Annotated in this window: 8 protein-coding genes; 1 reads left to right on the top strand and 7 read right to left on the bottom strand. The window is 53.6% G+C overall.

What is annotated here, in order from left to right; all coding sequences use genetic code 11:
- Window positions 1–75 precede the first annotated feature (75 nt).
- A complete protein-coding gene (locus GA0116948_RS08895) occupies window positions 76–1,131 on the bottom strand; it encodes a glycosyltransferase family 2 protein (RefSeq protein WP_240619187.1) in 1,056 nt (351 codons plus the stop codon).
- A gap of 100 nt (window positions 1,132–1,231) precedes the next feature.
- On the opposite strand from GA0116948_RS08895, the gene GA0116948_RS08900 reads away from it, so the two are divergent.
- Window positions 1,232–2,386 carry a sensor histidine kinase gene (locus GA0116948_RS08900; protein WP_089711249.1) on the top strand — a complete coding sequence of 385 codons (1,155 nt, stop codon included), beginning with the start codon at window positions 1,232–1,234 and terminating at the stop codon, window positions 2,384–2,386.
- A gap of 157 nt (window positions 2,387–2,543) precedes the next feature.
- Here the strand turns inward: GA0116948_RS08900 and GA0116948_RS08905 are convergent, their stop codons facing one another.
- The 6 genes from GA0116948_RS08905 to GA0116948_RS08930 are packed head-to-tail and all read right to left on the bottom strand — an operon-like array spanning window position 2,544 to window position 13,556.
- On the bottom strand, window positions 2,544–4,826 hold the full coding sequence (locus GA0116948_RS08905; RefSeq protein WP_240619188.1) for an FAD-dependent oxidoreductase: 2,283 nt from the start codon (window positions 4,824–4,826) through the stop codon (window positions 2,544–2,546).
- A gap of 4 nt (window positions 4,827–4,830) precedes the next feature.
- Window positions 4,831–6,810, bottom strand: a complete 1,980-nt coding sequence (locus GA0116948_RS08910; protein WP_165798416.1) for a glycoside hydrolase family 2 protein — start codon at window positions 6,808–6,810, stop codon at window positions 4,831–4,833.
- 46 nt (window positions 6,811–6,856) lie between these two features.
- Window positions 6,857–8,533, bottom strand: a complete 1,677-nt coding sequence (locus GA0116948_RS08915) for a sodium:solute symporter family protein (protein WP_089711253.1) — start codon at window positions 8,531–8,533, stop codon at window positions 6,857–6,859.
- A gap of 51 nt (window positions 8,534–8,584) precedes the next feature.
- Complete coding sequence (locus tag GA0116948_RS08920) at window positions 8,585–11,191, bottom strand: glycoside hydrolase family protein (RefSeq protein WP_089711255.1); 2,607 nt, start codon at window positions 11,189–11,191, stop codon at window positions 8,585–8,587.
- Entirely contained in the window at window positions 11,175–12,005 is an 831-nt protein-coding gene (locus tag GA0116948_RS08925) for a sialate O-acetylesterase (protein WP_089711257.1), read from the bottom strand. The genes GA0116948_RS08920 and GA0116948_RS08925 overlap by 17 nt, the downstream gene beginning before the upstream one ends.
- A 57-nt stretch (window positions 12,006–12,062) precedes the next feature.
- On the bottom strand, window positions 12,063–13,556 hold the full coding sequence (locus GA0116948_RS08930; protein WP_089711259.1) for a RagB/SusD family nutrient uptake outer membrane protein: 1,494 nt from the start codon (window positions 13,554–13,556) through the stop codon (window positions 12,063–12,065).
- Between the last annotated feature and the right edge of the window lie 29 nt (window positions 13,557–13,585).

Genomic DNA, 13,585 nt, shown 5'->3' on the forward strand with positions numbered 1-13,585 from the left:
TATATTTTTCGCTCTGCAAACTTACATGATGTCGTGTAAAAATCAAAGTAAATTCCGATTAAATATGTGCCGGACTCATTGCCGGGTTAGCTCCGTAAAGGTTTTGCGCTGTAAAAAATAGTAGCGCCAGATCATGATGCCGTGAAAAACCCCCTTCAGGTCGTAGAGGCGAAGGCGGGGCAGGGTGTCTTGGCTGGCATCGTAGGTTTTGCGCCAGCGCCGGAAATGGCGGTAGGCCAGGTAAATGGCTTTCGTATCCCGGGGCTTGCCGGATACCAAGCTTTTCACAGCAGCCAGGATGTCGAGGAAAAAGCGCTGCATAAAAATGATATTGCGTTCTGCCGGGTGCAGGTTTTTGTGCAGCATCATCAGGTTGTTGCGGAAATTCAGGTATAACTTACGCGGATTACCTTGGGGCAGGCTACCCCCACCCACATGGTATACCAGCGAAGCCGGACAGTACGCCACCTGGTAGCCCGCCCTTTGCAACCGCCAGCACAGGTCTACCTCTTCCATATGGGCAAAGAAATAAGCATCGAACCCGCCTACTGCATGAAAACATTCCGCACGGATGAAAAGGGCTGCCCCGGATGCCCAGAAAATTTCCTGGGCATCGTTGTACTGGCCCTTGTCTGGCTCGGTACAATATAAAATACGGCCCCGGCAGAAGGTGTACCCTAAGATATCCATCCAGCCACCTGCAGCGCCGGCATATTCGAAATAGTCTTTGCTGGCAAAGGCCCGCAATTTAGGCTGGCAAGCACCAATGGCCTTATTAGCCTCCATCTGGGCTACCACCGGCTCTATCCAGCCGGGCGTTACTTCCACGTCCTGGTTCAAGAGTACGTAAATATCCGCCTTCACCTGCTGCAAGGCCTCGTTATATCCGCCCGCAAAACCACTGTTGGTCGTATGTTGAATAATACTTACCTGTGGGAAATGCGCCCGCACATAGTCCACGCTATCGTCGGAGGAGGCATTATCCGCCAGGATAAGCTGTAAATTGCCGTAGGTAGATTGGCACACGGAAGGCAGGAACTGTTCTAAAAAGCTCCTGCCGTTCCAGTTCAGGATCACAACTGCTACGGATGGCAATACCGGCAAGGATTTTCTCGTTTTTTGCGTGAACAAATGTTTTTTGTGTTGCAAATATGCAACAAAGACGGAGATAATTTAGCTTTACGCAAAATGCTTTTTTGCCCCGGCGTCCGGCCTTTTCTTAATTATTACTATGTTTAAACAATACATCGGCGGCAGACTTTTTTTATATGCAAGTGCCGTGTTCATCGTGGTGGTAACCATCTGGTTCGTGAATAACCTGAGTACCAGGATAGAACAGGAGGAAACCAAAAAGGTGGCTACCTGGGTGGCTGCCACCCGAACGTTGTTTACCTCTTCCCCTTCTGACGCCAATTTAAACCTGGCGATTGAGATTGTAACAAATAACAATACCATTCCCCTTATTCTTACCGACCAAGATGGCAATATCATCGACAGCCGCAACCTGGATTCTGCCCGGATGGCCCATAACCCGCAGTACCTGGCGGAATCGCTGGCCGATTTTAAAAAGCAACATCCCCCCTTCCGGCTGGACATAGACCGGAACCTGAAGTTATACAACTCCATTTATTATGGCGATTCGCTCATCCTGAAAATGGTGCGCTACTATCCTTACATACAACTGGCCGTAGTGGCGGTATTCATAGGAGTGGTGCTGCTGGCCCTGTCCAGCACTAACCGGGCTACGCAAAACCAGGTATGGGTGGGCTGGGCCAAGGAAACTGCCCACCAGCTGGGCACCCCCCTGTCGTCTATGGAGGCCTGGCTGGAAATACTCCGGGAAACACCCGGAAACGCCCCATTAGTAGCTGAACTGCGAAAAGACCTGGATCGCCTGAAACTGATTGCAGACCGCTTCTCCAAGATTGGCAGCGTACCCCGCCTGGAGGAAACGGAAATTACCCAGCAGGTGGAGAACATGGTGGGCTATATCCGCAAAAGGGCTTCGCAAAAGATACAGTTTCGCGTAGAAAAGCCCACCCAGGAAATTATGGCCATGATATCGCCCCCGTTATTTGACTGGGTGCTGGAAAACCTGCTCAAAAACGCCCTGGACGCTATGGAAAGCGGCAAGGGCGACATTTACGTACGCATAGAAGACCACCCCACCCACATCATTATCGACGTGAGCGATACGGGCAAGGGAATTCCCAAGGCCAATTTTGAAAAGGTGTTTAAACCCGGCTTCAGCACCAAGAAACGGGGCTGGGGCCTGGGCCTGTCCCTGGCACGGCGCATTATCGAAGATTACCACCAGGGCAAAATCAGCGTCCGTTCTTCAGAAGTTGGGAAGGGTACTACCTTCCGGGTATGGCTGAGGAAATAAGGAACATTGGTACGCTTAACAAGGGATTTATCCTACCCGCTACGCTTTAACCCAGGCGATGATGAGACTTTGCATGGGCGACCAGGGGAATAACCGGCTACCCGCGCACGCGTGTTCGTTCGCAGGTAGCCGGATAGTATTTTTAAGCTTTTGCAGCTTATGCATAACAGCGCACCCCAAACAAGCCGGGCGGCACCGCCCCCTGCATGTGGGTGATGCGCAGGGTAAGCTGGCGGGTACTGACCGGGCTGGCCAGTGTAATGTGCCGAAGGGTTTGGTGGTTGTCCGTTGTTTGGTACAGGATATTCCCTGCTTCGTCTTGCAGGGTAAAAGCTTTTACACAGAAGGGCATGGTCCTTTCCGGATGCCCCATCAGCACCGACTCCATGGGATGGTCCCAATCGGTGTCGAAAGCGAGGGCCACCTCCCGGATAGCTTGGGGCTGCTCCCAGGTGATGGTAAGCGAAGGAGCCGGATCTGCGGGATCGGCCAGCCAGGCGTTGGGCTGAAGCACCGGCCGGTTTATCCCATTGCGGATATTTTCTACCCCAAAAGCGGCTATGCCCTGGCTGAGTTGCAGGGCCAGGTTCTTGCCGCCCGGGCGGCGTTCGGGACACCAAAATTCAAAGGCGTCCATACCGATGTTGTCTGGCGGTTCCTGCTTGCCAAAGTTAGACACGGCAGGATTGGTTTTATTGAACACCGACAATACCCCCGTCATCCGCAGGCTGCTGGTCTGTAACGATACAAGATTATTTTTCCCGAAACAAATAAACACGTATCCTGCCCGGGCCAGGGTGGTATGAAAGACTAACGGTACCGGCTGTACGCCTTTTGTCAGGGGCAGGCGCAGGGTTTGCAGGGTTACATCTGGGGTATGGTGGCTAACGGTGCTGGTAGTACGTAGTTCCACATCCAGCCAGGTATCTTCCGTGGCCAGTGCGTACACGGTGATGCCGGGTACCGGGCCAGCTGGCAGGGGCAGCATTTGGCCGGAAGCATCTGCCAGGGAAATATAACTGCCATCGGCGGGCAGTGCTTGCAGCACATATTCGCTGGAAGCCTGCAGGGTGGCTTGTAATACCAGGTCTTTATCATCGTGCAGGGCCAGGCCCGGGATAAATTGCCCGATCTTTAACAGGGCCGTTTGCAGGTGTTGCATATGCGGCGGCTCTAATAATTGGCGGGGTTCCAGCTTTTCCCGCAGGCACAGCACAGCGGCCATGGCGGCGGCCTGCCCTGCATAAGCCCCGGTGGCCATTACCCTGGAAGAGCCAAAGGCCACGTGCGATACACTGATGATGCGGCCCGCCAGGAAAAGGTTACGCAGGTTGCGGCTGTACAGGCAGCGGTAAGGTATCTGGTAAATGCCTTTGCTATGCCATTGGTTACATGCAGGCTTTTCGCTGAACACGCCGTCTGCCGGATGCAGGTCTATAGACCAGCCCCCGAAGGCCACTGCATCTGCATGGGTGCGTTGTTCCACCACGTCTTGCTGGGTGAGGATGTAATCGCCTTCAAAGCGGCGGCTCTCCCGCTTACCGGGTATCATACCCACCCATTCCAGGGTGAGCGTTTCGGCTTCGGGAAACTGGCCCGAGTTTTTGATATGATCCCATACGCCATAGATCACCTTCCACAGTTCCCATTTTATTTTTTCTGTATCGTGTACGGTGTCCAGGCGGCCACCGTATTCTATCCACCAAAGTTGGCAACCCTGCTCCCGCGCGTTGAGGCGGCGGTAGCGGGGTATATCGGTAATATTTTCGAGGGCGTAGGCGGGCGGCACAAAGGTAACTGGCACGCCGGTGTCTTTGGAATAGAAGTACAGCGAGTGGCCCAGCAGTTCCCCATAATCTTGCGAGGGGGCAAACTTTTCTCCAAATTCTGAGGCTATCTCGGCCCCCATGCGAAAGGCGGCGCCGGCCTGGAAAGCCACGATCCCATCGCCCGATGCATCGCAAAAGAAAGGCGCACTTAAAATATAGCGGATGCTATTCTGGCTACAGAAGGCCGTTACCCGGCTTATTACGTCGGGGGCTTGTTTTTCGAGGTCGTACACCACGGTATTGAGCAGCAGGTGGATATTGGCTTCCTGCGATACTTTTTCCAGCAGGATGGTGTCAAAAATCACGGGGTTTCCTTCGGGATTGCGCCACATGTTTTCTACCAGTATCTCATCCACCATACCGCCTTCCCTGGCCCAGCGGTTATTGTTGCCCATATGCGAAGTAGCGCCCAGTATCCATAACCGGATTTCGCTGGAGGCATTGCCGCCTAGCAAAGGCCGGTCTTGTACCAATATAACGCGCACGCCTGTACGCGCGGCGGTGATGGCAGCACATACACCCGCTAGTCCGCCTCCTACTACTACCAACTCCGCTTCCAGGTGTTCGGTACGCGGGTCTCTTTTTTCACTGAACTGTTCTTTGATCATCATTATATCACTGTATTTTTTCACTATGAATAACAAACCCACCGGGCCTTATCAGCGTAAGCAGGGCCTGTGGGCTGGCCGTAGCAGGCAGGGTTACGGTAGCCTGCTCCCCGGGCTGCAAGGCTGGTATGGTTACTTCGCTGCCATTGTATTGCAGCTTGTACCCTTCCGTGGGGTACAGGGGAAAATCATTGCGGGCGCTCACCTGCACCACCAGCGCCTGCTGTTTCCAGCCGGCCTGTGTGATAACCAGGGGAGCAAAGGCTTCCTGTAAATAATCGTACAGCCCCCGCTTATTACGGTTGGGGTCTACTGCGCCCCAGGGCCGGTAACCATTGGCATCTGTGCCGGGGAAACGGCTCAGGTAATCGTTGAACGTCCAGAGGCAGGCCCCGATCACGTAGTCTGCCTGCCGGAATGCTTCCATAGCTTCCTTCACATGCGCTATGCGGTGGGCCTCCGACTTTACCTTATCGGTACGGATGCCAAACTCGCTCACGAATACAGGCTTGTTGGGATAAATGGCATGCACATGTTCCAACTGCGCGGCATAGTTGCCATAAATGTTAGCGCTGATAAAATCTACATAGTTAGAGGCTTCGTCTTCCGGTTTATTTACCAGCCGGGGGCTGCTCACAAAGCGGCTGGCAAATGTTACTAACCGGGGGCTATCCAGTGCCTGGGCGAATGCTTTCATGTCTTTTACCCATTGAATGCCTTCCGGGCGGTAGGAATGAAATTCATTGCCTACGCTCCAGGCAATAATGCAGGGATGGTTCCAGTCGCGGGTAATCATTTCCCGGAGCTGTTGCGCATAGGTTTTCCGGATGGCCGGATCGGCCATTTGTGCGGGGGCCAGCTGCCAGTTGCCCGCTTCTTCTATGATCAGCATGCCGTGTTCATCCATCCAGTTCAGCGTATTTTCCGATACGGGGTAATGACAGAAGCGGCTAAATTCCATGCCAGCGGCTTTCATCAGGCCCATGTCTTTGGCAATCACCGAATCGGGTTCCATGGAGCCCAGGCCGGGATAATCCAGTGGACGGTTGGCCCCACCCATTTTTATGGGATGCCCGTTCAGGAGGAACCGGGTACCTTTTACTTCCACTTTGCGGATGGCAAAGGATTGCACCAGGGTGTCTGTACCAGCTATGCATTGGAGATGGTATAAAAATGGATGATCCTGGTCCCACAGTTTTACAGCGGCAGCGGGCAGGCTTGTAAGCGTATATCCGTTAGCGTTAGTCCACTTACAACGAATGGTTTTTCCCTGCGGGTCTATGATGGTGTATTGCAATGGCAGGTGACTGTCTTCGCTGAGCAGGGCATGCACCGTGAGGCGGGCGCTGCCTTTGGCCAGGTCTGGCGTGGCTTCTATTTTCACCCGTTGTATAAATTGGGCAGGCCTGCTCAGCAACCAGCATTCCCGGGTAATGCCGCCGTAATTAATCCAGGGTACTACCTGGTTGGCAATGGGATCGTCTACCTCCACCCCCCGGCGCGCGCCGGGTATGGTGGTGGTATCCCAACTGTTGTCTACCCATATAGCCACCACATTTTTGCCGGCGTTCAGCTTAGCGGTAAGCTCCACTTCAAACGGCGTATAGCCGCCCTCGTGGCCACCTACCAACTGATCGTTGAGATAGACCTTGCATTTATAAAACACTGCGCCAAAGTGTAGGAACAGTCGCCGGTTGGCAGGTACATCCTGCAAGTCCAATTGCTGCCGGTACCACGCCGCACCGGTGTAAAAAAAGTAACGGGGGTCAGTAGAAAAACAATGGGGCAGGTTCACCTTATCCCAGTCTTGGCTTTTAAAATCTGTATGGTACCATTGCTGCGCTTCGCCCACCCGCAGCGGATCTATGGCAAACAACCAGTTTTGTTTGGGAAGTTGCAGGGTATCTGCTGCCTGTGTGGCACTCATGGAGAGCAGCCATAACAGGCCGGTTAGTAAATAAAAGTGGTATAATTTTTTTCTTTGCATAGCGCAGTATTTTTTCCAGGTAAATAACATAGGTTCCAGGCCTGGCCTACCCGATGCTGATGCGCCGGGAAGCGCGCAGCGGTATGAAAGCCGTAAGCAGGATAACAGCGGCAATGCAGGCCACCAGTTTTTTGCCCGAAGGAGTGATAAAACTTAGTACGAATAACAACAGCGCCGTGAAGGCCAGTGCAAAGGCAATCACCTGCAATCCGAAACGGTTTTGCCGGCGGATGGCCAATACTTCTTCGGGATTGGCGGCTTCCTTTTGCACCAGCCGGCTTTGGGCGTAGCGCAGGTATTCATCGCTCACCGGCTTACCGGCGCGTACGATAAATTCATATACCAGCAGCAGGAAGAGGGGCAAGCCCATGCCCAACAACATTTCTCCAGCACGGTCTAGTTTCAGGTGAAAAAGCCAGGGGGTGATGAATTTAAATACCAGGTTCATGCCCAGGCTAAAGGCGGAAATAATATAAGCCGTTTTGCCGTTGAGTTGTTTAGAAAACAAAGCCCAAACCGGGGGCAGCAGCAAAGGCCCGCCGGTGATGGCGGCAATGCTCAACACCACTTCTATCATACCGCCCGCAGCCGGCACCAGCAGGGCAATCCCTATCATACCCAGCCCCAGTATAAAAGAAGACAAGCGCCCTACGCCGATGAGTTTTTTATTGGATGCACCGGGATTGATCAGCCCCTTATAAATATCGTTGGTGAATACGGCGGAGGTTACGTTCAGCGTGGTATTGGCCGTAGCCGAAGTAGAAAAATACATGCCGGTAAGCATGAGCCCCATAAGCCCCGGTGGCAATACCAGCCGGCACACTTGCAGGTAAGCACTCTCGGTTTGCAGGCCCACTAAAGAGGAGTTTATGCTTTTGTAAATCATAGGCGGCAACATCCAGATCACCGGGCTGATCACATACAACCCGGCAAAGAGAAAGGCTACCTTACGGGCCGCAGCGGGCGTGTCTACGCTGGTGTAGCGCTGCACAAACGTCCAGTTGCCGCCAATGTAACCGATGTGGTACAGGGCAAAGGCAAACATGAAAGTGAGCGTGTATTCACCATTCAATCTATGAAAGAAATCGGGCGGTACATTATTCACGAAATGATGCCAGCCCCCTGCATGCTGCAATGCCAGCGGCAGTACTATCAGTACAGCGGCGGTAAGGATTACAAATTGCAGGATGTCGGTCACCATCACCGCCCACAACCCGCCGATGGCTGTGTAGGCAATCATCATCAGCCCCAGGGCCAGCGTGCAGGCTGGCAGCGGAAAACCCAGGGATACACTCACCAGCAGGGCTACGGGATACAGCACCGAGCCTTTGTTCAGCAGCGACACGAGCATAAAAATGTAGATATAGAACTGCTGCACGGGTACGCCTAAACGCTGTTTTACAAACTCGGCGGCCGTTAATGCGCCGGTACGTTTCCAGCGGGGGGCCAGCAGCAACCCGGTAATAAGGCCGCCCAGGCACATGGTCCATTGGATGGTAACCGCTACCCAGCCATATTTGTAGGCCACAGACCCCCAGGCCACGAAAGTGCCGGCAGAGAAAAAGCTCATGAACAAAGAGAGTCCGCCAATAAACCAGGGCACAGCCTCTCCGCCCGCAAAGAAAGATTTCATATTGCGCCCAGTGCGTACAAAGAGCATCCCGATCAGCAGCACAAATGCGGAGAAAATAAATATTACGGTTGTATCGATCGTTGAAGTCATGAATGGAAGCGCTTGCCCTTTAGCATTGATTAAAAAAAATAAACATGCAGGTTAGAAACTGATCACGATTATCCGCAAGCCGGTGGCGGGCAGTGGAATGGTCCAGGTGCCTTTATCTGCCAGCGTTTGCAAAGTTTTCCCATTTTCGTCCAGCAGTTGTACGGAGTTAACGCTGCTTTGCTGGCCGGGCAGCACCCGGTGTGCCTGTAGCGTAACCCCTGCCTGCAAGGCGTGGGTGGCATCGTTGAGCAGCATCACGTATAGTTTTTTATGCACCCCATCCCAGGCGCTCATGTAATCTACCTGCGGATGATTTACCACCAGCATACCATCTGTTATATGCAGGGCAGCAGTATGTCCGAAAATATGACCCGGCGCAAAGCCATAACTCAGGTGAGGCCCTACTTTGGGGGTAATGAAACCACTGGGAAAAGTAATGCCGCCGTGGCTGCGTAGCGTTATTTCTGCGAGCAGGTAATCGGTAATCCACCCTATCTGCCACCAGGCATGATGCGGGTAGGGACCCGCACCGTGATCCATGGTGCGCCAGTAGTAAGAAGCTACCTGCGTGGGCTGGTCAACAAATGCATCGCGGCCCCAGGCCGCTGCCCTGGCCATATCCAGGAAAATACGATCGTGGGTGAGGGCATACATCCTGACAAACATACCGGCATGGCTAGCCAGCAAAATAGGTCCATTCCCATTGGCAGATCCAATGGTTCCTCCATGTTCAAAACTAAGGCCGGCCTGGCTGATCTCCCAGTCTTGCCGGGGATGTCCGTTCACCGACTTCATGTCGCGGGAAGGAATGGGCTGGGTGTAAATGGAGGCCGTGTATAACCGGGCGGTGGCAATGGCCGCATCCTGGTATTTTTTTTCCCGGGTAAGGGTGTAGAGGTCTAGCAACGCCTGCGCACTTTGGCCGGTGGCAAAGTCTGGCGCAAAACGTGTATCACCGCACACGCCCAGGAAACTGGCCTGCTCCACCGCATGGGTGATGAACCAATCGGCCCCTTTGCAGGCGGCTTTTAAATATTTTTCATCTTTTAAAATACGGTAAGCTACCATCAGTCCGTAAAAGGTAGGACGTAGGTCTGCCAGGTCGGTAAATTCCGGCTGCGTGCTGCTGTGATCATAAGCTACCTGCCAATGCCCATCGGGATATTGCCAGGATAATAATTTGTCGGCCCCCAGGCGCAATCTATCTTTCAGGGTTTCATTACCTGGTTCAAACAGCAGGATATTGCCCATGTCCAGCAGGGTGTAATAAGTAAGGCCAATCGGCTCTACATAAGGCCCCCACTCTTCCGTGAATTGTTTAGACTTCCACAGGAAATACTGCCCGGTGGCAGCACCTTGGAAAAAGCCGGGTGCTTGCTGCTGCTGTACCAATTTAAAGTTCAGTGCATACGGCAGTCGCTGGTGGGCCAACGCGGTATCTTCCGTCATATGGGCCAGCATCCACATGGCACCGTAGTCGGCGTTTTTCATGGCGTCTTTGTCGGAGCCTACTACGCCGCCCATGTAAGATTGTGCACCAATGGTAAGCCCGTTATATTGCTCCAGCCTCCATAAGGAAGTGCTGTCGTTGTCTACATAATGCAGCATGGCCATCATACGGTCGGAGAGCGAATGTTTGGTTTGTTTCAAGTCCAGGAATGCGGAGAAACGGTACACGTCGTTGATGGCGTGTTTGTACACGGTATACCAATTGGCCGCCTGCAGGGTATAACGAAATGTAAACGTACGCTGCTCCCCTTCCTTCAGGTAAGATCCTTCCTGCCCCAGCACGGGATGGTACAGGGTAGGTGTGAGTGCGCCGGCGCGGTTCATGAGCGACAGGCCCAGCTTCCATTGGGAGTGGGTGATCTGGTCCTGCTCCCAGGGATCGCGTCCCGTGCCGGGGGCGGGTATTACTGCAAGGGTAATGCCGGCGCGGTTACGGATGAGGGGCGACAAAGTACTGGCTGTACGTTCCCGCACGATCACCGGCTTATCGGGAATACCCTGGCCATAGGCATAGCCCAGCACCAGGTCGTGCTGCATATGATGGCCCATGAAGATGCCGGGAATCATGCCCCAGTCCAGCGCCGCTTCCGGGGTCGTCATCAACGTGGGGGAAGCCAGGGAATAATAACCGGCTTGTTGGGCCGTGAGTACCATGGTTACCTCAATATCGTTGGCATATACCGGGTCTATCCGCCAGGTAGCCTGCACCGTAGCAGCGGAAGTTTGCCCGCTGAATACGATGGCGCTATCACTGCGTTGCTGTGCTGTACCGGGAAAAAATGACAGGGCCGTGCCGGCAGTATTCATCGGCACCGGGCGCAGGTTATCGCGCCAGGATGCTGTGAGATAGTGATAAATAGCGCCGGGAAAATCACGTTCCCGAGCGCCCAGTTTATCCTGCCAGGAGGCGGTGTCTGGCGCGGTAGCGGAATATAAGATCGTGTATGCGCCGGAGAGGTGTTGCAATGGCAGCCCATTTCCTACGCTGCCGCTGGCCAGGTGGTAACCATCTGCACCGCGCCGCCATTGCAGGTTGATGGCGCTGCTATGCAACCCTACTACCTCCTGGGCTTGCAGCCGGGGTGCGCAGGTGAGAAGTAGCCATATGCCTGCTACAAAGTATTTTATCCGTTTATTTTGCTTTGCCATGCGTTGCATTTTGCGGCGTGGCCGTCAGTTGCAGGATATTCCTGGCCACCGCGGCGCCTAAAGTATTAAGGCCTGTTTGATTATAATGTATTTCATCTGTCATCCACTTTTTATCCAGGAAAGTGCCTGCATCTTCAAACACTATCTTCGTGTATGGGTCTGCGTTAGCCACTTCACTTTGTATGCGCTGCACCTCGTGGAAACCTGCCTGGGAATGGTTTGCGTAATAGCCTGTTTTCACGATGTAAAAAGGCAGTTGCGCACCGAGGGCTTCCCGGAAACGGTGTACCACCTGCTGGAGCGCCGCTTTATATTCAGCGGTGGTTAAATGTCCATCGTTGATAGCATTGGCATCCCGCTCGCCCTGCACCCAGATGATGCATTTGAGGGGAAGGCCGGTGGCGCGCATGGCGGCTTTGGTTTTGGCCACGGCAGCGGCAAAGAGGGTACCACTGTTGTCCCAGGTATCCATAGCGCCCAGCCGGGCCTTTTCATGACAGGAGCTGCCGCCCCGGGAGGTGGGTACGATGATTACGGTATCGCCGGTCTGCGCGTGCCAGGCCTGTGCAAAAGCAGGCCAGGCACTGCCGGAAGCCGCTGCTTCGAAATGATCGACCTGCTCTCCTACCGGATCTTTTAAAGGTACCAGCGTGCCGGTAGACCCGCGGTATTCAAAGGCAGCCGGCCCGGCAGCTACCGACTGTGTTTTATCGCCATGCCCGGTGCAGTTGCTTTGCCCTGCTACCAGTATCAGTTGCCGCTGTGGCGGCAGGGATGGCAGGAATAATGACAGCAGTAATAAAAAAGAAGCCATGTTTATCGTTTAACGTGTAGCCGTAGCAGTTATAACCATTTTAATGCGCTGATTATTTTATTTCCACGGATCGTTTTGTACCAGTTTTGCATTGGCATTGATCTCCTGCTGCGGAATGGGAAAGTACTGGTGTTTGGCCTGCGGCGCACGGGCGGGGAATACATCGTTTACCGCATGTGGAATTACTTGCAGGAAAGTATTGGTGCGGGTAAGATCATACCAACGGTCTGCTTCGGCAAACAGTTCCCAGCTACGTTCCTGTAGTATGGCGGCGATCAACGCATCGGCAGATAAACCCGCGGGCAGATCGTCCAGGTGGGCGCGGTGCCTTACCAGGTTAATATAGCCATAGGCCGTACTGGTGGCACCATGCAGCCTGGCCTCCGCTTCTGCTGCAATGAGGTACACATCTGCCAGGCGCAGGATGGGAATGTTGGTGCTATGGCTTCCCCCGATGGAATTGGGGTCCATGTATTTTTTCACCAGCACACCATGCTTGGTAATGGGTGTAATGCTGGCCTGGTGTACCACTGCGCCCTGGCGGTTAATGTAAAACGTATCGAGCAGCAAACGCCGGGCGTCCTTTGGATCGAACGAATCGAAGAATGATTGATAAGCGAAGGCAGAGCCATAAGAAGAGGAGCCATAAGCTGGCGCATCACTATTGGCCGGGCCGTACAGGCTCATAATCTGGCTGCTGCGGGCGGGCGAGGCCGATTCTGCTTCGAAGGCCCACATATTTTCCTGGCGGGCTGCGTCTTCCTTAGCCGGGTCATACACATCGCGTACATCTGTCATCAATTCATACCGGTTGCTATTAATTACCTGCTGTGCCATTTGCAAGGCGGTGGCCCAATCTTCATTAAACAGGGCCGCCTTGGCATACAGGGCCTGTGCTACCTGTTTGGAAGGCCTTCCTTTTACCCCACCGGCGGTATAGTCTGGCAGGAACATGATGGCAGAATCCAGATCCTTGTAAATACGCACATACACGTCCTTTGCATCGCTCTTGGCTACGTAAGCATCTGCCAGCGATTGGCTGGGCTGGGTTCTTACTACCACGTTGCCAAAGTTTTTGGTGAGCATCCAGTGAAAGAAGGCGCGCAGGTACAGGGCTTCTGCCACAATCTGGGCGCGGCGCACGGTGTCCATGTTCGTAGCCGGTACTTTGGTAATTACCCAGTTGGCATTTTCTATACCCTTGTAACAATTGGTCCAGGTATCTATGGGCGACTCATTAGTACGGCCATAACTTACCACCGTGGTATAGGCTGGGTCATAACTGTATAGCGGGTAGGTATCGCGGCCCACTACCGGGCGGGGATATACCTGGTCTGCGCTGAAATCGGCAATCAGCACCGCAGAAGGACCTCCATACAGGTCTGCCACCGATGCATAGGCGGCGGTGAGTGCGGCTTCCGCATCCTGAGAGGTTTTGTAAAACGTATTCGTATAAATGGACGAATAAGGTGTTTCATTTAGTTTACAAGCGCCCAATCCCACTGCCAGCAGGCAAAGTAAGGCACTGTATATCCATATTTTCCGTTGCATATTGTAAAGCTTTTATTGTTCCTGCCTTC

This window comes from Chitinophaga costaii, from assembly GCF_900094705.1.
Taxonomy (GTDB): domain Bacteria; phylum Bacteroidota; class Bacteroidia; order Chitinophagales; family Chitinophagaceae; genus Chitinophaga; species Chitinophaga costaii.

What these genes read in the sequence shown, in the direction of transcription:
- GA0116948_RS08905 (WP_240619188.1), bottom strand. Translation starts at nt 4,826, where the DNA reads ATGATGATCAAAGAACAGTTCAGTGAAAAAAGAGACCCGCGTACCGAA.
- GA0116948_RS08915 (WP_089711253.1), bottom strand. Translation starts at nt 8,533, where the DNA reads ATGACTTCAACGATCGATACAACCGTAATATTTATTTTCTCCGCATTT.
- GA0116948_RS08925 (WP_089711257.1), bottom strand. Translation starts at nt 12,005, where the DNA reads ATGGCTTCTTTTTTATTACTGCTGTCATTATTCCTGCCATCCCTGCCG.
- GA0116948_RS08900 (WP_089711249.1), top strand. Translation starts at nt 1,232, where the DNA reads ATGTTTAAACAATACATCGGCGGCAGACTTTTTTTATATGCAAGTGCC.
- GA0116948_RS08910 (WP_165798416.1), bottom strand. Translation starts at nt 6,810, where the DNA reads ATGCAAAGAAAAAAATTATACCACTTTTATTTACTAACCGGCCTGTTA.
- GA0116948_RS08930 (WP_089711259.1), bottom strand. Translation starts at nt 13,556, where the DNA reads ATGCAACGGAAAATATGGATATACAGTGCCTTACTTTGCCTGCTGGCA.
- GA0116948_RS08920 (WP_089711255.1), bottom strand. Translation starts at nt 11,191, where the DNA reads ATGGCAAAGCAAAATAAACGGATAAAATACTTTGTAGCAGGCATATGG.